Raw genomic sequence first — 21,015 nt, 5'->3', positions numbered from 1 at the left:
GATTAAACCTCACTCGTTTTTCGAATATTAGATTCAAATAAACGATTGTAACCTTGCCACTCTGTATTTCCCTGTGGCACCGTACTAAATACTTCTTTCATCGTCTGAATTTTGGCGTCCGTATTGTCTGCAAAGCTTAAAGCTATCGCTTCCATAAGTGCCGGTTTTTTGGGAGAACCGTATTCCAGTTCTCCATGGTGAGCAAGAATACAATGTTTTAATTCGTTTGAAATTTTTTTCGGAAAATCATTTATTGTGCGAATCCGTTCGCCAACCATTTCAGCTCCAATCATAATATGCCCTAACAACTGTCCTTCATCCGTATAATCATTTTCCGGGAACACTGAAAGTTCCTCAAGTTTTCCAATGTCATGAAAGATTGCTGCCGCCAACAATAAATCTCTTTGAATCAATGGATACATTCCTGCAAAAAAATCACATATCTTAGTCACATTTAAGGTATGCTCCAGCAGACCTCCAACGAAACCATGATGAACACTTTTGGCTGCTGAATGAAATTTAAAACGCTTTATAAAATCGGTATCCTTCACAAAAAAGCTTGCTAATAATTCTTTTAAATATGGATTCTTAATTGATTGAATATACTGAGTCAGTTCGCTCATCATTTCATCAATATTTTTTTCACTTACAGGAAGATAATCTTTCGGGTCATATTCTCCCTCTTGCACTTTTCGTACCCTTTTGACATTAAGTTGTGATGCACCTTGAAATGTTGTGACATCCGCAACTACATCAATGTAATCTAGAGAATCAAAATCATCGATTCCTTGTGAATTAGGATCCCAGATCTTTGCATCGATGGTTCCTGTTTTGTCTTGTAATATTAGATTTTCATATGGTTTTCCGTTTTTTGTCAATGCAGTCTGTTTTGATTTGCACAGATAAATATTACTGACTCTCTCGCCTTCACGTAACGTTTCTATGTATTTCATATTTTTACTCTTTTAAAAGCTGTCACAGCAAATGTAACAGCTCTTTAAACCTTTCTTTGATGTTTTATTTTAACGCTTTTACTATTGCATTGCATTCAATTTGTGTACTGCCTTCGGGACCATACCGCATTACTGTGATTTTGGCCTGCCCTTCCAGCGGACACTTAAATAATGCTTCCTTATAGTGGTTCATATTTAAAATTTTTTCACCATTAAATTTAATTATGACGTCTCCTCTTTGAACACCAGCTATCATTGACGGAGAATCAAGTGCTACATCAGAAACATAGACTCCTTTCGTCACTTGATATTGATGCTCTGCTTCTTCAGAGACTGTGAGTGCAGATATTCCTAAACGTGGAACATCCTGACCATTTGATAAGCACTCAATATACGCCTTCAAATCAGATATTGATACCGCTGCCGTTGTATTGCCTGAGTTTAGGGCAGAATAATTTTTCAAAATGAGTCCGATTACTTCTCCCTTCATATTGATCAAAACTCCGCTTGATTTGGAATCGCCAGGAATATTAGTGGATAGAACTGTAAGATTCGCATCCACGACTGAAACTTTTCCACTCGATGCTGTTACATTTCCTTGCGCTATTGCATGCGTAGTTCCACAAAAATTACCTACTGCCATAACTGTTGTTCCCTGTCTTACAACATAAGAATTTCCTAATGTAGCAGCCTTAATGCCTTCTTTCACTTCTTCTGATATTTTTTCCATCGGAACCCTCAATACTGTAATTCCAAGAGTTGTATCATACTTCTTTATCTCAGCATTTACACATTTATCATTTGAAAATGTAACAATGATGGAATCTATATTCTCAACAATACTTTTATCCGTTACAATTAAAATTTCATGCTGATTAACAGCTATTATCACACCAGTAGTCTTGAACTCGTTTTGATATGCTGCATCAAATAAATCCGTTTCCTTTCTTAAACCTGTCACGGTCACGACTGACCTGTTGGCCTCAGCTCCGATATCATAAATTTCTGATTGCAGATTCTCATAATCCACAGTTTGCAATTGTTGGGTATTTGTAATAATTACTTGTTCCGGTACAGATTTCTCCTGCTCGGTCTGATCCGGTGTTTCTTCCGTAATTTCATCATCCATTTTATCTTGCGGTATACTGATCGTAGGATTTTCTGTTTTGTTAATTAATTTATTAATGTATGGTTTAGCAAGCAGAAATGTTGTACATGCTACCAAACCAAAGACAATAGCAAATATAAGGTTCAAACCAAATCCTATCAAAACCTTTTTCCTATTAATTGGTTTTTCTTTTATCTTTTCTCGTATAAAGTCAAATCCTTCTGTGTCATCTTGATTCTTTTCTATCTTATCTGACATAAGAACAATCTCCTTTTCTTAGGCCTCCTGCCTTTCATCTGAAGCATATCCAAAGGTCCAACGCACAAAGCAATTTTAACAAAAACATGTGAACAAACTATGTCATATATGTAAATTTAAGCCCTCCCTAGTTTTTATCATATTTCCGCAAATTTTGCAATAGATGAATTCTTGTATTATCAAAGAGAATAGGGTAAAATGTAAAATATAAATATTTAGATAAACGGAGTACTATTATGAATAATAAATCACTTCAAACATTGGAGTTTTATAAGATTATAAATCAACTGAAAGATCTTGCCACTTCAAAGTCCGGCAAAGAACTATGTAAAAACCTTATTCCCTCTACAGATTTGGAGGAAATTCAACATGCCCAACAAGAAACTGCAGATGCTCTTACAAGAATATTCAAGAAGGGCAGTCTCTCTTTTTCAGGGACCTATGACGTTCGTGAATCACTACGTCATCTTGAGCTTGGAGGATCTATAGGGATTGAAGAGCTGTTACACATTGCAGCTTTATTAGAGGCTGCTAATCGTGCAAGATCTTATTCAAAAAAAGATAGAGAAGATATTAAAGATGATTCGTTAGATGATATGTTTCGTTCATTAAAGCCGCTGACTCCCATATCCAATGAAATCCGCAGATGTATTTTGTCTGAAAATGAAATCAGTGATGATGCAAGCCCCGGCTTAAAGCACATACGCCGTTCCATGAAATTAATCAATGACCGTATCCATACCCAATTAACTTCTATGGTAAATCAATCTACCACCCGTACGTATCTACAGGATGCAGTTGTTACTATGCGTAATGGGAGATATTGTCTCCCTGTTAAAGCAGAACACAGAAGCAAAGTACCGGGTATGATACACGATCAGTCATCCACTGGTTCTACTATTTTTATAGAACCAATGGTCATTGTGAAATTAAACAATGAAATTAAGGAATTAACCTTAAAAGAACAAGAAGAAATTGAGGCTGTACTAAAAACCTTAAGTTCCTTGGTTTCTGAAGAAATCGAAGCGATTGAAGAGAATTTTCATATACTGACTTCTTTGGACTTTATTTTTGCAAGAGGTCAGCTTGCAAAGTTATATAATGGCTCAAAGCCTATTTTCAATCAGCATGGATACATCCGTATCCGTCAGGGACGACATCCTCTTTTAGATAAACATACCGTTGTCCCAATTGATATTCATCTTGGTGACGAATTCAATTTATTAATTGTTACCGGACCAAATACCGGTGGTAAAACAGTTTCGTTAAAAACAGTCGGCCTTTTCACACTTATGGGACAATCCGGACTTCATATTCCTGCAAATGATCGTTCTGAACTTTCTGTATTTGAAGAAATATATGCAGATATCGGGGATGAGCAAAGCATTGAACAAAGTCTGAGTACCTTTTCTTCCCATATGACAAAGATTGTGACGATTCTAAAAGAAGCAAATGAAAAATCACTGGTCTTATTTGATGAACTAGGTGCCGGTACCGATCCTGTGGAAGGGGCGGCTTTAGCTACTGCTATACTTTCCCATCTGCATAATATGGGGATCCGTACAATGGCTACGACTCATTACAGCGAATTAAAGGTATATGCTCTTTCTACACCGGGAGTCGAAAACGCTTGCTGCGAGTTCGATGTTGAGACACTGCGTCCCACATATCGTTTATTAATAGGTATCCCAGGTAAAAGTAATGCTTTTGCCATCTCCAGCAAATTAGGTTTACCCGATTTTATTATTGAAAGTGCAAAATCAAAGATAAGCGAAGAAACTGAAAATCTGGAAGATTTAATCGCAGATTTGGAAACAAGCCGTACAGCCATAGAGAATGAACGTTTAGAAATACAAAAGTACAAAGAAGAAATAGAGACGCTTAAGAAAAAGCTAGAAGAAAAACAAGAGAAATTCAATAGCAAAAAAGAAACAATATTGCGAGAAGCCAATGAAAAGGCATATGCCATTTTAAATGAAGCCAAAGAATATGCAGATAATACCATTCGTAATTTCAATAAAATGAATCAGCAGTCCGATGCTTCTAAAAATATGGAAAATGCTCGTAATCAATTACGGGGCAAACTATCTGACACAGAAAAGAAACTTGCCTATAAAACCAAACAGACTTTCAAAAAAAATCATAAACCATCTGATTTTAAATTAGGGGATTCTGTTAAAGTTTTAAGCTTAAACTTAAAAGGAACTGTGAGCAGCCTGCCGGATGCCAAGGGACAATTATTTGTCCAAATGGGAATCCTTCGCTCTTGTGTTCATATCAGCGATCTGGTCATCCTGGACGAACCAACTATTACGGGACCAAATATTCAAAAATCAAGTTCCGGCAAAATCAAAATGTCAAAATCAGCTTCTATTTCTACCGAGATAAATCTTATTGGAAAAACTACCGATGAAGCGATTGCACTATTAGATAAATATTTAGATGATGCCTATCTGGCGCATGTTCCTTCCGTCAGAATTGTCCATGGTAAAGGAACCGGAGCTTTGCGGGCCGCAGTTCATAAACATTTAAAACGGTTAAAATATGTAAAGTCATTTCGACTTGGTGCCTTTGGCGAAGGGGAAGCAGGGGTAACGATTGTGGAGTTTACTTAATCCACTTATGAAGGAGGAAATCTAATGGTAAATAAACAAAAAATATTAATTGTTGATGACGATGTAAATATTGCTGAATTAATTTCACTCTATTTAACAAAAGAATGTTTCGATACTTATTTGGTACACGATGGAGAAGAAGCATTAGATTGTTTTAAGCAGTATCAGCCTAACCTTATTCTATTAGACTTGATGCTTCCGGGCATTGATGGTTATCAGGTATGCAGAGAAATAAGAGCCAAATCAACAGTACCTATAATAATGCTTTCAGCAAAGGGAGAAATCTTTGATACTGTTCTAGGATTAGAACTTGGTGCGGATGATTACATCATTAAACCTTTTGATTCAAAAGAACTAGTAGCTCGGGTAAAGGCTGTTCTTAGGCGATATCAGCCTAACAAATCTACACCATCTTCACATGCGGCAAAACTAGTTGAATATCCTGACTTGATAGTGAATCAAACAAATTATTCCGTAATTTATTTTGGCAATGTAGTGGATATGCCGCCAAAAGAATTAGAACTTTTATATTTTTTGGCATCTTCTCCCAATCAGGTATTTACAAGAGAACAATTATTAGATCATATATGGGGGTATGAATACATCGGCGATACTCGGACAGTTGATGTACATATTAAGCGGCTCCGCGAAAAAATCAAGGACCATCACGATTGGAGTATTTCTACCGTATGGGGGATCGGATACAAATTTGAGGTGAAATAATGAAACGGAATCTTCTTCCGAAATTTATAATTGGATATATAATATTTGGAATTTTGGGATTTATAACCGTTTCCACATTTTCTTCCCGGTTAATTGAGCGGTACTTTATTAATAAACAAGCACACGCTCTTTATCGAGAGGCTAATTTGATTGCAGGTAAATATGTCATTAATTATTATAATAAACACGTTACACAAGACGATTTGAAATATCACTTTTCAATTATAGCAGATTATCTGGAATCAGATATTTGGTTTTTAGGAACAAATGGAACCATTATTTTAAATACCAATCCCAGTGAAACTTCAAGCACAATGTCAATTATCTCAGACTTTAATCCTAATGCTCAGGGAAGCAATTGGTATCAAATCGGAAATTATTATAACAGTTTTAAGAAAAGTATGTTAAGTGTCACTGTTCCGGTAATATCAAATTATAAAATAGCAAATTATTTAGTGATTCATTACCCTATCAGCAGTATCTATAGATCAGCTTCAGAACTGGTCAATACAGTATATATAACTTATGGTATTATTTTCCTGTGCTCTCTTATCATATTTATTATATTTTTCTGGCAAATTTACTTACCACTTACAAGACTAATCAAAGCTGCAAAAGAATATACGGATGGGAATTTTGAATACAAATTACCAGTCCCTAAAAATGATGAATTGGGGTATCTGGGGGTTTCTCTTAGCTATATGGCAAAAGAATTAAATACCTTAGAAGATTATCAGAAGAAATTTGTAGCAAATATTTCTCATGACTTCCGTTCCCCTTTGACTTCAATCAAAGGGTATATTGAAGCAATCGCAGATGGCACGATCCCACCCGAATATCATGAAAAATACCTGAATACTGTTTTGTACGAAACAGAAAGGCTTACTAAGTTAACTCAAAGCTTATTAACGTTAAATAATATAGATTCCAAAAAGAATATGTTAGAGATAACTGATTTTGATATTAACCGAATCATTAAACAAACGGCAGAAACTTTTGAAGGCACCTGCAAAAAGAAAAAGATATCTATCGAACTTCTATTTGCCGATAAAACTTTATATGTTTCCGCTGATATGGGGAAAATCCAGCAGGTACTTTACAATTTGATTGACAATGCCATCAAATTCAGTCATGACAACTCTGTAATAACAATTGAAACTACTACTAAATATGAAAAAGTCTTTCTGTCTGTAAAGGATAGCGGTATTGGAATACCGAAAGACAGTCTAAAGAAAATATTTGAACGTTTTTATAAAACTGACTTATCTCGTGGAAAAGACAAGAAAGGGACCGGACTCGGCCTTTCAATCGTGAAAGAAATTGTCCAATCCCATAATGAAAATATTAATGTAATCAGCACAGAAGGGGTAGGTACTGAGTTTATTTTTACTCTTCTCAAATCAAAAAACCGTCCCAAAAATCCTTAGTACTATTTCCACTGCAGACGATGTAGATCCCCTTCTAACTGCATGTGATTAAAACGATTCTGACGCAGAGCCTCATATAGCACAATCGCAACCGAATTGGAAAGATTCAAAGAACGAATATCTCCTATCATCGGAATGCGGATAGAGGTATCCGGGTTCTGCACAAGAATTTCTTCCGGAATTCCGGCACTTTCTTTGCCAAACATAATATAACAGTCGGATTCATATTGAACTTCTGTATATATATGTTTCGCCTTTGTCGTTGCCATATATATCTTGGCACCCGGATTCTTTTCCAAAAAATCCTGATAATTAATATATCTCGTGACGTCTAAGTCATCCCAATAATCCATTCCTGCACGCTTAATGGATTTCTCATTCAAACGAAAACCTAAAGGTTCAATCAAATGAAGCCTAGTCCCTGTAGCCACACAGGTTCTTCCAATATTTCCTGTATTAGCCGGAATTTCAGGTTCAAAAAGTACAATATTTAAATCTGCCATTATTTCTCCTCACGCAAACGTATTACAAATCTATTTAAGCGTTCTAATGCAATCTTCAAATTTTCTAAAGAATATGCATAAGAAATTCTTAAATATCCCTCTCCACTGTCACCAAAAGCTGTTCCCGGAACTACTGCTACTTTTTCTTCCTTAAGGAAACGTGTTGCAAATTCTTCAGAAGTCATTTCAAATTTTTTAATACTTGGAAATACATAAAAAGCTCCATAAGGTTCAAAACATTCCAATCCCATTTCTTTAAAAGCATTCATTAAAAATCGGCGTCTTCCGTTATATGTTTCTCTCATGTATGCTACATCTTCATCTCCATTTTTCAATGCTTCTATCGCTGCATATTGGCTATTGGTAGGAGCACACATAATGGCAAACTGATGAATCTTAATCATTTGTTCAATGATTTCCCGCGGACCACAGGCATATCCCAGCCTCCATCCAGTCATCGCATAAGATTTTGAAAATCCATTAATCAGGATTGTCCTCTCCTTCATACCGGGTAGTTCTGCAATCGTTACATGTTCCCCTTTGTATGTCAGTTCTGAATATATTTCATCCGAGATTACAAATAAATCTTTTTCCAATATAATTTGTGCAATATCCTCTAAGTCCTTTCGTTCCATAATAGCTCCTGTTGGATTATTGGGGAAAGGCAAGATCAATACTTTGGTTTTAGGCGTAATTGCATTTAAAAGTTCTTCCTTCGTTAAACGGAACTCATTCTCCGCTTTCAGTTCAATAACGGAAGGTACGCCATTTGCCAAAATCGCACAGGGAAGATACGAAACATAACTTGGTTGTGGAATAATTACTTCATCACCCGGATCCAACATAGCCCGTAACGCTATATCAATCGCTTCGCTTCCTCCAACTGTAACAATTACTTCCTCATCAGAATCATAAGTAACTTTACATCTACGCTCCATATACCGAGTAATTTCCTGTTTTAACTCCTTTAGCCCCGCATTTGAAGTATAAAATGTCTTCCCTTTTTCCAACGAATAAATTCCTTCGTCACGAATGTGCCATGGCGTATCAAAATCCGGCTCACCTACTCCTAAAGATATGGCATCCTTCATCTCACTAACAATATCGAAAAATTTACGAATACCGGATGGCGGTATTTTTACAATTGTCTCTGAAAGTGGGTTTCTCATGGCGACACCAGCATCCTTTCATCTTTATTTTTCTTGTCCATAATAGTACCGTGGTCTTTATACTTTTTCAAAATAAAATGTGTTGCCGTACTAAGTACCGTATCTAACGTAGAAAGTTTATCTGATACGAATTGTGATATATCCCGGAGACTTTTTCCCTCTAATGTTACCATTAAATCATAGCCACCCGAAATCAAATAAACAGATGTTACTTCTGAATAGTTATAAATTCTTTCTGCAATATTATCAAACCCCTGACCTCTTTGAGGAGTCACTCTAACCTCAATCAGTGCAGTCACCTTATCCACTGTCGTTTTATCCCAATCAATTAATGTATGATAACCGCAAATAATATTTTCTTTTTCCATTTCAGCCAATTCATTAGCTACTGCTATTTCGTCCACACCCAGAATAATTGATAATTCCTTTAAATCAATGCGGCTATTCTTTTCAATAAATGTTAAAATTTTCTCTCTCAATTTTCCTCTCTCCATTCATTTTGATATGTGTTTGACAGCTTCTAATTACATTCTTACAGCTTATAAATCTCATCCGATTTTGGCGGTTCTAAATAACGTCTTTCATCATCATTTATCAGTACCCTGTCATTGCCCGAAACAGCTTTTCCTATAACAGTTCCCGAAATACCTGCCTTCTCTAAGTCTCTAACTAAATCAAATCCATTATCGGCAGCAATCAACATACTTCCGCTAGAGATTAAGCAATATGGATTTAAATCATATACCTCACAAATTTCAACTGTTTCCTGTCTGATTGGTATTTTCTTCAACTCTATTTCTAGTCCAACGCCAGATGCTTCTGCCATTTCCCAAAGAGCGCCAAAAATCCCACCCTCTGTTATATCATGCATTGCACTAACGTTAGACTTGACGGCAGTAGCAGCCTCTTTGACAACTGACAAATACTGATCGAAACCCTGTGCCGTTTTCACAAACGACTCCGGAAATCTCTCCAAAAGTTCCTTTTCCTTTTCTTTCGCTACAATGGAGGTCCCTTCCATTGCGATCCATTTGGTCACAACAATATCCTGCCCTGGTCTGGCACCTGATGTGAGTATAACAGCACCTTCCTTAGCCTTCCCTACGCCGGTTATAGAAATAATAGGTTGATTCACTGCTTTCGTAACTTCTGTATGTCCTCCCATAACCTGCATATTTAAACTATTACATACTGCTTCTATTTGCTGCATAATTTCTTTAATATCTGATTCATAGATGCTTTCAGGCAGAAGAAGCGTAACAAGAACACCTATAGGTTCTGCTCCCGATGCCGCCAAATCATTGGCTGTTACATGGATGGATAACGTTCCTATATCCTCAACCGTACCTGTAATCGGATCTGTTGACAGCACAAAAACTTCTCCCGGTTCCAATCGCAAAACCGTACAATCTTCACCGATTCCTGCACCAACAATTACTTCCTCTCTTTTTGTTTTTACTTGTTTTAATATAGAACGCTTTAATACAGCTTCCGATACTTTCCCAACTTTCATTCAATTCCCTCTTCTTATACGTCAATATATGGTTTAGGAAGCCCAATAAAAAAATCAGACTTCCTAATATTTTAATATTTCATGTTATTCAACCGGTTCTTCTGTATTGGTATCATCGGTTTTTGTATTGTCATCTGATGCTTTGTCATCATTCGGTTTATCTTTTTTTGAAGCATCTTTTTTAGACTCTTTGTCTTTTTCATTCTCTTTTTTCGCCGCCTCTTCCGCTGCTTCCTGTTGTGCTTTTGCCTCTGCAGCTGCTGCCAATGCAGCATCATTCCATTGGCTCGCCGCCTGACGGCACATATCTTCATTTTGAGAAGCAATTGCTGCCTGCATTGCTGCTACAGCTTCCGGATTCGCAGAACTTACACCAACACTTATGATTCTTGGTGATGCCTGATAAGTACTCGAATTAAATTCTTCTCTACTTACTACTTTATCGTTCTCATAAACGACTTTCCATAACTTCGCTGTCTTGCCAGTATGCGCTTTCTGTGTTTCTTGAACATACCCTACTGCTTCACCCACAGATACGATTGAAGTTCCAGGTTCAGATACCGTCAATGTTTCACTTTGATATTCTATTCTACGGTTCGCAGGTCTTGTCTCTTTTCCAAAAATACTGAATGTTATCTGGCCTCCACCTGTGTAACCTTCAATATAAATCGGTGTATCTGTATTATTGACAAACTTTAAATCCTTCCATGTGCCTGATATAGCTGCATCCATAGAAGGCTGAACATAATCTACAATCATTGAATGAGGAGAACGTTCCGTAATCTTCATTTCTGCACGTATAGCCGCATTATAAAGAGTAGTAGATACTTGACAGATTCCTCCTCCATATGTTTGAACAATCGAACCATTTTCATAAGAACCTGCTAATTCATAGCCATTCTCTGCACTAAATGGACTAACTGCTTTATATACTGAAAATTCTTCTCCCGGATAAACAACCGAACCGTTCACTTTGCTTGCACCATTGGCAACATTCTGAGCTCTTCCGGTCCCTGTATGATAGTTTGTTGAAAAACTTCCCAATGAATCTTTAATATTTTGCAGATCAGCAGCTAATACTTTGGGTTTCGAAACTTCTACAGAAACTTCTACGTTCCCATTGGTCCCATCCCAGGATTCCTTCACAAATTTTGTTATCGCCTCAATAGACTTGTCTACATTTACAGTAATACCTTCCTTTTCGGGCGTAATCGAAAATCCGCTTGCTGTTCTTTCTATTTTCGCGTCGACAGCCTCTTGACAAAATGGAATACATTTTTCTTGAATAACAGCCTTTATTTTTTCATTATCTAAGGAATATTCAATTTTAAAATTTTTCGGCTCATTCTCTAAATCTTTCAAATCCTTATATCTTTTAATAATATTTCCGGTTCTGCCCAATGTGAAAGCCTTCTTGACCAGACCTGTATTCGTCCAGGTCAGCCCCAGTTCATTCGCAGCAACACCGACGGTATTAGAACCAACCTTTAATGTAATGCTTTTATTCTGCATATCTGAAACATATTGTTCAACCTTTTTCTGTGCTTCATCCTGCGTTAATCCTGATACATCCATATTTTCGATTTGAATGCCTTTGTTAATCGTATCATTTGACCCACTCTGGGCAAATGTTTTCAATGTTATGGCTCCGCCAACAATTATAATGAAACATGCCAAGAATATAAGTCCTAGTTTCTTTTTCATGTATACTCTTCCCTTTCCATAATTCTTGTAAAACTTTTACATATGTTCTCCCATAAAATTTTTATATTTCTAAAAAAGTACATTAAAATTTATTTTACCATATTTTTTCTCTTTTTCAAGATACATAAGTGCTAATATAATTGACAATTCTATCTATGTTCTGTATATTATTACTATAGAATACTTTTAACTGAACGCTGCAAAAAAAGTAGTGATTACCATCGATAAAATCAAAAAAAGTGCTATTACTGCAACTATGATTCTCTTTATTTTTGGATTATGCAAAAAATTCATACCATTCACCTCAATTTCTATAAATATTTTCACTAATAAGACCGGAAGGATGTGTTCTTTTTATGTTTTTCCCTTTTTTAACTATATTTATTGTATTTATAATATTTCTCCGGATTAAAATAAAGTTATCCGATAAAGAAGAAGCTCTGAAAACGGAGCGATTTTGGAATCGTGAAACACAGGCTAATCAGGTCAGAAAACAGGATGTATCTCAATTACCATATATTCAAGTACCTATTGATGAATTTGAAATGCCTGATATTAATGATCAAAATTTTGAAGAATTGAAAAACACTCTATACCAGCTTTCAACTCAAAAAATTGTAAATCTATCACAATTCACTAATACTGATTTAAAACTCAAATACGGAGCAGCAAATCTATCCACACTGAGTGAATACGATGCTAATTACACAGAGCTAATACGTACTTTAAATAAACTTGGGCATTTTCTTTATCAAGCGAATTATGTGAAAGAAGCACAGAAAATACTTGAATATGGGATATCCTGTGGTACCGACATCCGCACCCATTATATCTTACTTGCAAATATCTATCACGATACCTGCCAGTCTGAGAAAATTAATGCTCTTATCAAAGAAGCAAATAAGATTAATTCTCTTTTAAAAGATTCTATATTAGCTTATTTAAAGAATTCTACCATAATTTAATATAAATTTGTCTATGTACCTTGATGCCTCACTTTTCGTCAGACTTGAAATATCTACCTCAAAGTCTATTTTATGATATTTTATTAAATCATTCAAGTAAACTTTTTGTCTTGGGGTAATCGGGCTTTGTCTTTTTACTTGATAAATAAGTTCAAATGGGCAGAAAATATCCGGCTGCTGTTTTCCAAACCTGCTTTGAAGCAGCTCATACAAAGTTACAGTAGCTTGGGCATCACAATATGCTCTGTGCTTATCTTGATGTTCAATTTCAAAAAACTCACATAAATACTCTAAGGAACGTGATTTAACATCTGGTAATGTCTTCCTTGCAATTTTTAAAGTATCTACGCCATATTTTTTAAATTCTAATTTTTGATTGACAGCATATTTCTTCAAAAAACTGTAATCAAATATAAGATTATGCCCCAATAATGGGTAATCCTCACAAAAATCTATCAATTCTTCAACTGCCTTTTCCCCATCTTTCCCATTGTCTGCCATTTCGTTGGTAATCCCGGTCAGCTCCTGAATTTTAAAAGGAATCCGCATATCCGGTTTAACAAATGTTTTATATGTTTCTTTTATCTGACCATCAATTACCTTTACGGCTCCAATTTCGAGGATGCGGCTGTATTTTGGATTTAAACCCGTAGTTTCCAAATCAACTGCTACATAGGAACGTGTCATTTCTTTCCCTGCTTTCGTTTATATTCTATACAATATCCTTTTAAAAAACATTCCTTGCATTTTGGAGAACGCGCAAAACAAATACTTCTTCCAAAAGCTATTATCTGAATATTATAAAGTATCCAATGCTCTTTGGGAAGGACTTTCATTAATTCAAACTCTATTTTATCCGGATTCTCTTCTTTCGCCAGTCCCAATCGTTTCGAAATACGTTTGACATGCGTGTCTACTACAATACTTGGTTCGTGAAAAATATTACCTCGGATCACATTTGCTGTTTTCCTTCCAACTCCGGCTAGTTTTGTGAGTTCTTCTATTGATTGTGGGACCTGCCCGTTATATTTTTCAAGCAGTGTTTTGGTACAAGCAATAATATTCTTGGCTTTATTATGATAAAAACCAGTGGAATGAATATCTCGCTCCAATTCTTTTAAATCAGCCTTTGCAAACGCCTCTAATGTCGTATATTTCTGAAATAAGTCTTTCGTAACTATATTGACTCTTTCATCGGTACACTGGGCACTTAAAATAGTTGCAATCAATAATTGCCACGGCGTTTCATAATTTAAATAACATTTATATTCCGTCGTATATTCTTCATCCAGCAAAGTTAATATTTCTTTGACTCTTTTTGTCATGATTCCGACTTCTCCATTAAATCTATTTGAGTTACCTTGGCAGCATTGGTAAGAGGATCTCTGTTCTTGTAATCAAAGAGTACAAAATAGTTTCTCGATTTCTCTCCAGTTAACAGATTCCAGTGAAACATCTCAATATGCGTCATTTTTCGAAGCTGTCTTGCAGTATAATCCTGATAATCTTCTTTATCTAAATAAGAAAATTCCTGTACTTCTCTAAAATAAAAATCTTGTATCTCTTTCTTATATTCAGTCAAATCACTAACCCATTCAGGTCTGCTCTTTGAGTTTTCCCTTAAATACCAATCATAAAGAAGACTCTCTTGATAAATAAATGAATCTGCCCCAGTATAAGCTTTGGCAAAATCGAGTAAAATTTCATAACGCTTAAGTCTGGAATGACTTATACCTGTCAATTCATTCTCTTCATAATAATCGCCTAACTTTTTATACAATTGGAACGGACTCGAAAATGCAGCTTCTATAAGCTTAAGAGTCGTTTCAAACTGTCCACTGTTATAATAAACTTCAACCATTTCTTCCACTTTTTTAATTTCAAGTAATTCTTGATAAGAAAGCCACTTCGTATACATTACTTCGTATGTCGGCCTTATTTTATAAACAATTTCATACTCTTTTGCCTTTTGATACATTTCTGAACCTTTTAATACTTTTAAAAAGCCTAACTGTAGTTGCTCCGGTTTCAACCTGTAAACATCATCAAAAGACCGGGTAAAACAATTATAATCTTCAAACGGCAGACCTGCAATCAAATCTAAATGCTGATGAATATTCTTACCCCTTTTAATCTCTAACACAATCTCTTTCAACTTCTCAAAATCCATAGTTCTGTTGATTTCATGAATGGTAGGCAGATTTGTTGACTGTACACCTATTTCTAATTGTATCAGTCCTGGGCGTAGTGTTTTCATTAATGCAAGTTCTTCATTATTCAGCAAGTCAGCTGATATTTCAAAATGAAAATTGGTAATTCCCTGATCATGCTCTTTAATATAGTTCCAGATTTCCATAACATGGGAATGCCTGCAGTTAAAAGTTCTATCTACAAATTTCACTTGAGGAACCTTATGATCAATAAAAAACTGTAATTCCTGTTTCACTAAATCCAAATCTCTAAATCGGACTTTCTTTTCTACCGATGACAAACAATAACTGCAAGAAAACGGACAGCCACGGCTTGTCTCATAATACACGATTCTGTTCTGAAAATTCTCCATATCTTCATAGCAAAATGGAATTTCACTCATATCAATCAGCGCTTGAGGTTCATTTACAATAATCTGCTCAGATAAATTACGATAAGCAATCCCTTTGATCTGTTCCATATCCAGGCACTTACTGTATCCACCCTTTTGTTGACTATCATAATATTTCACAAGATTCTTAAAAATAACTTCTCCTTCTCCATACATTACACCGGTAACAGCTGTATTTTCTTCCAGAAACTCTTTCACTTCAAACGAGACCTCCGGACCGCCCACCCATATAGGTAAATCAGGAAACAATTGCCGCAAATCTTCAATAATCTCCTTAACATACTGAAAGTTCCATATATAACAGGAAAATGCAATCACATCCGGTTTCTTTTTGTAAATTTCCGTTAAAATATATTCCTGATAATGATTTATAGTATATTCTGCAATTTCTATCGAATCTCTATATTCCTTTGCATAAGCTTTCAGGCTGTATACAGCCAGATTTGAATGAATGTATTTTGCATTAATCGCTACTAATAAAAAATTCATGATGCTCCTCTTTCTATCATTGACTGAAGTAATTAAATTGATTCAGTTTAATTTTTATCATACCACACTTTTAAGAAAAGTGGGAGTCGTTTTATCAGGATATTACAGTAATTTTCAAGTTGGATAAATTTAGAATGCCCCCGAATTCATTGACAATTAGGAGATTTTTCTGTAAAATTAACATATATATATAATTTAATTGAAAGAAGGTTCTAACTATGAAAAACGCTTTAAAAAAGCGTAAGTTGCAAATATTATCCTGGATAGTTGCAATTGCGGTTTTCACAGCACAACTAGGGACATCTACCATTGTTTATGCAACGGAAGTAGATACAACTGAAATTTCAGAATCTAACCAAACTGTAATAACTACACAAGATTCTCAAACTAATGATACCATTCCATCTACCGAAAAAACAGATACTCCCCAAAAAACAATTGCGGAAATTTTGGTAATCGCAGCAACTGATGGAAAACAAGCTGCTACATATTTGAATACATATGCTGATTTAGAAGCGTTTGAAGACGGTGTCCGTCAAGTATTAGATCAATACTATTCACAAGATTCCAATAATCAATTGAATGCTTTTATAGAAACAATCGATACTCGGGCAGACGAAATCGTGAAGAACTACAAAGAAGCTGCCTTGGAACGTTCTAAAGAAGGTCAGTTGAACTATATACCGGGCGAAGTCATTGTAGTCTTTGATGAAAATGCAGATACAGCTGAAACTACAGAAGAAATCGAGCAGAAACAGGGGGCAAGTCTGCAAATGATTTCGCCGGAAACACAAACTGCCAATGACACAGAAGTGGGAGTTGTCGAAATTCCTTTAGAGCAAACGGTAGAAGATGCCATTGACGAAATTGAAAAAGAAGCGGGCGTTGCTTATGTGCAGCCCAATTATCTCTATTCGTTACCTGACGATCAATTATCTGCCTCCTCTATAACTACAGCCTCCTTACCCAATGATCCCAAAATTTCAAACCAATGGTATCTGAACAAAATCGGAGCAGGTTCTGCATGGGATTTTATACAAAAATTCACACGAACGAAAATACGGGTCGCAGTATTAGATACTGGTGTAGATACGAACCATCCTGATCTGCAGGCAAATTTGAATAAAAACTTATGCGCAGACACTACAAGCGTCACCACTACCAAATGTACCACTGATGATGATGGTCACGGTACTCATGTTTCGGGAATCATAGCCGCTACATCAAATAATAGCTTAGGAATTTCGGGTGTTGCTGCCGGCGCATCTAATGATATAGTTGACCTAATGGTCGTCGATGTTTTTTCAAAAAGCGGCGATGAAATCTGGGCCTCTACTTCCAGTGTTGTACGGGGACTTAAATATGCCCAAAGCAACGGCGCCAGAATCATAAATCTAAGCTTAGGATTAAGCTGGGATGATCAATCCCTGAAAGATACTATTAACTCCGTTAGCAGTAAAGGCTCCTTGGTTATCTGTGCTGCCGGAAATGGAGATGAGGACTCAGGCGGTTGGGGATACGATGATAAAAACCTGCCATTTTACCCATCAGATTACAATGCTGTAATTTCTGTTATTGCTACGGATCAAAATAACAACCGTGCCTTCTATTCAAATTATGGAGATGCTAAAGATATATCTGCTCCCGGTTATTATATTTATAGTACATTTCCTAATTCAAAATACGAATATGAATATGGTACCTCAATGGCTTCTCCCATTGTAGTTGGAGTCGCTGCTATGGCTTTATCGGTAAAACCGAATTTGACACCTACGGCACTCAAATCTATTTTGTATTCTACCGCAACAGATGTCACTTCTACCGGAGCTGGCTGGGATCGTCAAACCGGATGGGGTGTTGTAAATGCATATAAAGCTGTGACAGCTGCTATGAATGCAAGCGTATCAACCGGGGTTAAATTAACAAACACCTCTTTAAATTGCGGTACTTCCAAAAAATTAAGTGCAGTTCTAACGCCAAGCTATTCTTTAGATACTGTGACATGGACAAGCTCTGATTCCTCTATTGTAGCAGTAAATAGTACCACGGGTGTGATCACTGCCAAAAAAATTGGGACTGCTGTGATTACTGCGATTACCGGTTCAGGCAAAAAAGCCACATGTGTAATCACTACCACACTTGCAAAACCAAAACTGGCTCTGAAATCTACGACCTATAAAAGTGTAACATTAAGGTGGAATACCATAGCCGGTGCAACCAAATATATCATTTATCGTGCTATTTCTAAATATGGTAAATATAAACCAATTAAAACTACAACCGGAAGAACTTATAAAAACAGTAAATTAAAGTTAGGCAAAAAATATTATTATAAAATCAAAGCCGTCGGTGTTAATGGAAGCATTACGAAAACAAATACAAGTTCTAGTTTTAAATCTACCCCAAGGGTCGCTAAAGTAAGTACACTAAAGGCAAGAACACTATCTAAAAACAAAATTAAATTGACTTGGAAAAAAGTCTACGGTACTACATTTTACAGAATTTATAGAGCCACCTCTAAAAAAGGTAAATATAAATACATCGGAAAAACAACAGCAACAAAATTTTATAGTAAATCTTTAAAATCGAGAAAGAGATATTATTATAAAATTGTAGCTGTACGAAAATACAAAAATAAAAACTACAAAAGCTACGCTAGTAAAATTATTTCTAGTAAAACCAAATAAAAATAACGTATGATTATCTCCAATTTTATGGAGTATAATCATACGTTATTTTTCATTTTATTCCTTCCAGATGTTCCATCCCCCAGTCACAAATACTTTGCACCAGTGGTATCAAACTTTCTCCCTTTTTTGAAAGAGAATATTCAACTTTTGGTGGTATTTGTGGGTATTCTTTACGTATTACAATATTCTTTTGCTCTAATTGTTTTAGCTGAGAACTAAGCATTTTATGAGTAATACCTTCAATGTTTTTTTTAAGAATATTATAACGGACGGTTCCCATACAGACCAATACATAAATTATTTTCAAGTTCCACTTTCCACTTATAATCGATAATGTATACTCAAACGGTTCTTTATTTCTCACAATACATAGTTTATTTGACATATTTATACTCTCCTTGGGGTTAGTATGTTACAAAAAAGTGCATTCTTCTATTTTTTTATAAGGTGATTATAATTGATATAGACTCTTAAAAACAAGTAAGATATAGAAAGGATTTGATTATTTTGATTATTGACGGACATTCTCATGTTTGCTTACCTGTAGAAAAACACATTCATTTAATGGATAAAGCAGGAGTTGACAAAACAGTTTTATTTTACACAAGTATTCATCCAGAAACAGCCTCAAATTTTGCAGATGTAAAAAAAGAAATGCAACGCTTGAAAGAAAACGTTGCCGGCGATACCAATTTATCTACTAAAGCCAGAATTCAAGGCTTAAAAGAACAAAAAGATGCAATCTCTTTATATCCATCAAGATTTATTGGCTTTGGATCCATCCCTGGTTCTCTTACTGATTTTGAACGCAACGAATATATTGAAAAAGAAGTGATAGGGAACGGGTTCGTAGGATTAGGTGAATTTACATTACCTTCAGGTTTTATTCAAACGCTCAGACCTATTTTTAAATCTTCCGCAAATTTTGGAAATCTTCCATTATGGATTCATGCATTTCATCCATTAACCTTACCGGATATTAAACAAATTTCCCAATTTGCGAAAGAATTTCCCTCAGTTCCAGTTATCATAGGGCATTTAGGTGGGAGCAACTGGCTTGAAACTGTCGATCTGGTCAAAGAAACTCCTAATTTATACTTAGACATCTCAGCCTATTTCTCTACATTTGTTTTAAAAATCATAATTAACGAATTGCCTTTAAAATGTATTTTTGGAGTAGATATGCCCTATGGAGATTTACAGTTATCCCTAGATGCCGTAAGAAAACTATCAAATAGCAACGATGTTACCAAAGCTGTATTAGGCGAAAATATAGCAGTTTTACTTAATCTATAAATTATTTAAAAAGATTCCCAAATCTATCAATTTTTTTGATTTTAGTCTTAAAGAAAGCATTTGCTCCATATTGATTTACTTGCTTTAAATTAATTTTTTTTAGTTTCATGCATTTATAAAAAGCTCTGCTATCAATTTTTTTGCAAGACTTCGGAAGTACTATTCTTTTGACTGTACTATATGCAAATGCTCTCTTTGCTATAGATTGTACCCCTGCGGGCACATAATATGTTCCTTTTGTTGATACACCTGCGTATAATATTTTACCACTCTTAGATAAAAGCGTACCTTTTACTGTTTTGAATTTTTTATTTCCACTTGAAACTTTGAACTTTTTTAATTTGGTAAAACGGTTAAAAGATCCATCCTCTATTGTGATTACTGTTTTAGGAATTGAAATCACTTGAGTCTTTGTATTCTTCCTATAAATCTTTATATCTCTATTTAAATCAATATATTTATCCGCATAATACATACTGTATTCTTTTGCATTGGGAACAATGCCCGTTACTGTATATCGAATTCCTTTTATACTAACTTCTTCAGGTATCTTAACTTGTTTCGTAGTGTTTCGAATCGCTACTTTTACAGTATTGTGATTCGATGCCGTATTCGAATTGCTAGTCTGAAAACAATTACATATATAAAATTCTAATTCTTTCGTCCTGTAATCGCAGGTTCTCTCTATCTTTGGTACTTTTCCAACCGCTGCATTTACATGGAACGGTAAAATAGTAACCCAAAAAAGAACAAGCAGTACTACACCTTTTAATATTTTTTTCATTTCCCCTTCTATCCTTTCTTTACATTATCTTAATTACCCAATTTATATTTTCACATATTTAATTAATCCAGTCAATGAGACTTTAGTACTAGAAAAAATCTATAATTATGGACAAAAAATACTATATAAAGTACTCTTATTCGACAATTGAGTCTAGTATTTCCTATCATTTTTTAACCATGCAAGTAGACAATATAATAAAAAAGGGATAAAATA

At 35.3% G+C, this 21,015-nt stretch carries 18 protein-coding genes; 6 read left to right on the top strand and 12 right to left on the bottom strand.

What is annotated here, in order from left to right:
* Positions 1-2: 2 nt before the first annotated feature.
* A complete protein-coding gene (locus tag DWV06_RS03715; RefSeq protein WP_115480816.1) occupies positions 3-953 on the bottom strand; it encodes a 3'-5' exoribonuclease YhaM family protein in 951 nt (316 codons plus the stop codon).
* Positions 954-1,017: 64 nt separating this feature from the next.
* Positions 1,018-2,319, bottom strand: coding sequence for a S1C family serine protease (locus tag DWV06_RS03710; RefSeq protein ID WP_115480815.1), 1,302 nt, complete (start codon positions 2,317-2,319; stop codon positions 1,018-1,020).
* Positions 2,320-2,555: 236 nt separating this feature from the next.
* Here DWV06_RS03710 and DWV06_RS03705 point away from each other — a divergent pair, with 236 nt between their 5' ends.
* From DWV06_RS03705 to DWV06_RS03695, 3 genes are read left to right on the top strand one after another with little or no spacing between them, the layout of a single operon-like run.
* Entirely contained in the window at positions 2,556-4,934 is a 2,379-nt protein-coding gene (locus tag DWV06_RS03705) for an endonuclease MutS2 (protein ID WP_115480814.1), read from the top strand.
* A 24-nt stretch (positions 4,935-4,958) separates the two neighbouring features.
* Positions 4,959-5,657 carry a response regulator transcription factor gene (locus tag DWV06_RS03700; RefSeq protein ID WP_115480813.1) on the top strand — a complete coding sequence of 233 codons (699 nt, stop codon included), beginning with the start codon at positions 4,959-4,961 and terminating at the stop codon, positions 5,655-5,657.
* Positions 5,657-7,084 (top strand): sensor histidine kinase, encoded by a 1,428-nt coding sequence (locus DWV06_RS03695; RefSeq protein ID WP_115480812.1) that lies wholly within the window; start codon positions 5,657-5,659, stop codon positions 7,082-7,084. The genes DWV06_RS03700 and DWV06_RS03695 overlap by 1 nt, the downstream gene beginning before the upstream one ends.
* 2 nt (positions 7,085-7,086) lie before the next feature.
* On the opposite strand, the gene DWV06_RS03690 is transcribed toward DWV06_RS03695, so the two are convergent.
* The 5 genes from DWV06_RS03690 to DWV06_RS03670 all read right to left on the bottom strand — a co-directional run bounded on the left by DWV06_RS03690 (position 7,087) and on the right by DWV06_RS03670 (position 11,973).
* Positions 7,087-7,587: a tRNA (cytidine(34)-2'-O)-methyltransferase gene (locus DWV06_RS03690; protein ID WP_115480811.1), complete on the bottom strand. Its 501-nt coding sequence runs from the start codon at positions 7,585-7,587 to the stop codon at positions 7,087-7,089.
* The gene (locus DWV06_RS03685) at positions 7,587-8,756 is read right to left on the bottom strand and encodes an aminotransferase class I/II-fold pyridoxal phosphate-dependent enzyme (protein WP_115480810.1); all 1,170 of its coding nucleotides are present in this window, start codon (positions 8,754-8,756) and stop codon (positions 7,587-7,589) included. The genes DWV06_RS03690 and DWV06_RS03685 overlap by 1 nt, the downstream gene beginning before the upstream one ends.
* Positions 8,753-9,235, bottom strand: coding sequence for an Lrp/AsnC family transcriptional regulator (locus DWV06_RS03680; RefSeq protein ID WP_115480809.1), 483 nt, complete (start codon positions 9,233-9,235; stop codon positions 8,753-8,755). Before DWV06_RS03680 ends, DWV06_RS03685 begins: the two co-directional genes overlap by 4 nt.
* 53 nt (positions 9,236-9,288) lie before the next feature.
* Positions 9,289-10,269, bottom strand: coding sequence for an AIR synthase family protein (locus tag DWV06_RS03675; RefSeq protein ID WP_115480808.1), 981 nt, complete (start codon positions 10,267-10,269; stop codon positions 9,289-9,291).
* An 84-nt stretch (positions 10,270-10,353) separates the two neighbouring features.
* On the bottom strand, positions 10,354-11,973 hold the full coding sequence (locus DWV06_RS03670; protein ID WP_115480807.1) for a VanW family protein: 1,620 nt from the start codon (positions 11,971-11,973) through the stop codon (positions 10,354-10,356).
* 356 nt (positions 11,974-12,329) lie between these two features.
* Here DWV06_RS03670 and DWV06_RS03665 point away from each other — a divergent pair, with 356 nt between their 5' ends.
* On the top strand, positions 12,330-12,938 hold the full coding sequence (locus DWV06_RS03665; protein ID WP_115480806.1) for a hypothetical protein: 609 nt from the start codon (positions 12,330-12,332) through the stop codon (positions 12,936-12,938).
* Here the strand turns inward: DWV06_RS03665 and DWV06_RS03660 are convergent.
* From DWV06_RS03660 to DWV06_RS03650, 3 genes are read right to left on the bottom strand one after another with little or no spacing between them, the layout of a single operon-like run.
* Entirely contained in the window at positions 12,915-13,625 is a 711-nt protein-coding gene (locus DWV06_RS03660) for a 3'-5' exonuclease (protein ID WP_115480805.1), read from the bottom strand. The two genes, DWV06_RS03665 and DWV06_RS03660, sit on opposite strands and share 24 nt — an antisense overlap.
* Positions 13,622-14,263: an endonuclease III gene (gene nth / locus DWV06_RS03655; RefSeq protein ID WP_115480804.1), complete on the bottom strand. Its 642-nt coding sequence runs from the start codon at positions 14,261-14,263 to the stop codon at positions 13,622-13,624. Before nth ends, DWV06_RS03660 begins: the two co-directional genes overlap by 4 nt.
* Entirely contained in the window at positions 14,260-16,029 is a 1,770-nt protein-coding gene (locus DWV06_RS03650; RefSeq protein WP_115480803.1) for a B12-binding domain-containing radical SAM protein, read from the bottom strand. Before DWV06_RS03650 ends, nth begins: the two co-directional genes overlap by 4 nt.
* A 218-nt stretch (positions 16,030-16,247) precedes the next feature.
* Between DWV06_RS03650 and DWV06_RS03645 the strand changes: the two genes are divergently transcribed.
* Positions 16,248-18,716, top strand: coding sequence for a S8 family peptidase (locus DWV06_RS03645; RefSeq protein ID WP_115480802.1), 2,469 nt, complete (start codon positions 16,248-16,250; stop codon positions 18,714-18,716).
* A 52-nt stretch (positions 18,717-18,768) separates the two neighbouring features.
* On the opposite strand, the gene DWV06_RS03640 is transcribed toward DWV06_RS03645, so the two are convergent.
* A complete protein-coding gene (locus DWV06_RS03640; RefSeq protein WP_115480801.1) occupies positions 18,769-19,104 on the bottom strand; it encodes a winged helix-turn-helix transcriptional regulator in 336 nt (111 codons plus the stop codon).
* Between the two features lie 122 nt (positions 19,105-19,226).
* Here DWV06_RS03640 and DWV06_RS03635 point away from each other — a divergent pair, with 122 nt between their 5' ends.
* Positions 19,227-20,015, top strand: coding sequence for an amidohydrolase family protein (locus DWV06_RS03635; protein WP_115480800.1), 789 nt, complete (start codon positions 19,227-19,229; stop codon positions 20,013-20,015).
* A 1-nt stretch (position 20,016) separates the two neighbouring features.
* Here DWV06_RS03635 and DWV06_RS03630 read toward each other — a convergent pair whose 3' ends face one another.
* Positions 20,017-20,799 carry a leucine-rich repeat protein gene (locus tag DWV06_RS03630; RefSeq protein WP_115480799.1) on the bottom strand — a complete coding sequence of 261 codons (783 nt, stop codon included), beginning with the start codon at positions 20,797-20,799 and terminating at the stop codon, positions 20,017-20,019.
* Positions 20,800-21,015 lie beyond the last annotated feature (216 nt).

Origin of the sequence: Anaerosacchariphilus polymeriproducens (genome assembly GCF_003363435.1) — a bacterium.
Classification (GTDB): Bacteria; Bacillota; Clostridia; order Lachnospirales; family Lachnospiraceae; genus Anaerosacchariphilus; species Anaerosacchariphilus polymeriproducens.
Note: the sequence above shows the minus strand (reverse complement) of the source record. Positions and strands in the feature narration are given on the sequence as shown.

What these genes read in the sequence shown, in the direction of transcription:
- DWV06_RS03715 (WP_115480816.1), bottom strand. Translation starts at nt 953, where the DNA reads ATGAAATACATAGAAACGTTACGTGAAGGCGAGAGAGTCAGTAATATT.
- DWV06_RS03710 (WP_115480815.1), bottom strand. Translation starts at nt 2,319, where the DNA reads ATGTCAGATAAGATAGAAAAGAATCAAGATGACACAGAAGGATTTGAC.
- DWV06_RS03705 (WP_115480814.1), top strand. Translation starts at nt 2,556, where the DNA reads ATGAATAATAAATCACTTCAAACATTGGAGTTTTATAAGATTATAAAT.
- DWV06_RS03700 (WP_115480813.1), top strand. Translation starts at nt 4,959, where the DNA reads ATGGTAAATAAACAAAAAATATTAATTGTTGATGACGATGTAAATATT.
- DWV06_RS03695 (WP_115480812.1), top strand. Translation starts at nt 5,657, where the DNA reads ATGAAACGGAATCTTCTTCCGAAATTTATAATTGGATATATAATATTT.
- DWV06_RS03690 (WP_115480811.1), bottom strand. Translation starts at nt 7,587, where the DNA reads ATGGCAGATTTAAATATTGTACTTTTTGAACCTGAAATTCCGGCTAAT.
- DWV06_RS03685 (WP_115480810.1), bottom strand. Translation starts at nt 8,756, where the DNA reads ATGAGAAACCCACTTTCAGAGACAATTGTAAAAATACCGCCATCCGGT.
- DWV06_RS03675 (WP_115480808.1), bottom strand. Translation starts at nt 10,269, where the DNA reads ATGAAAGTTGGGAAAGTATCGGAAGCTGTATTAAAGCGTTCTATATTA.
- DWV06_RS03670 (WP_115480807.1), bottom strand. Translation starts at nt 11,973, where the DNA reads ATGAAAAAGAAACTAGGACTTATATTCTTGGCATGTTTCATTATAATT.
- DWV06_RS03665 (WP_115480806.1), top strand. Translation starts at nt 12,330, where the DNA reads ATGTTTTTCCCTTTTTTAACTATATTTATTGTATTTATAATATTTCTC.
- DWV06_RS03660 (WP_115480805.1), bottom strand. Translation starts at nt 13,625, where the DNA reads ATGACACGTTCCTATGTAGCAGTTGATTTGGAAACTACGGGTTTAAAT.
- nth (WP_115480804.1), bottom strand. Translation starts at nt 14,263, where the DNA reads ATGACAAAAAGAGTCAAAGAAATATTAACTTTGCTGGATGAAGAATAT.
- DWV06_RS03650 (WP_115480803.1), bottom strand. Translation starts at nt 16,029, where the DNA reads ATGAATTTTTTATTAGTAGCGATTAATGCAAAATACATTCATTCAAAT.
- DWV06_RS03645 (WP_115480802.1), top strand. Translation starts at nt 16,248, where the DNA reads ATGAAAAACGCTTTAAAAAAGCGTAAGTTGCAAATATTATCCTGGATA.
- DWV06_RS03640 (WP_115480801.1), bottom strand. Translation starts at nt 19,104, where the DNA reads ATGTCAAATAAACTATGTATTGTGAGAAATAAAGAACCGTTTGAGTAT.
- DWV06_RS03630 (WP_115480799.1), bottom strand. Translation starts at nt 20,799, where the DNA reads ATGAAAAAAATATTAAAAGGTGTAGTACTGCTTGTTCTTTTTTGGGTT.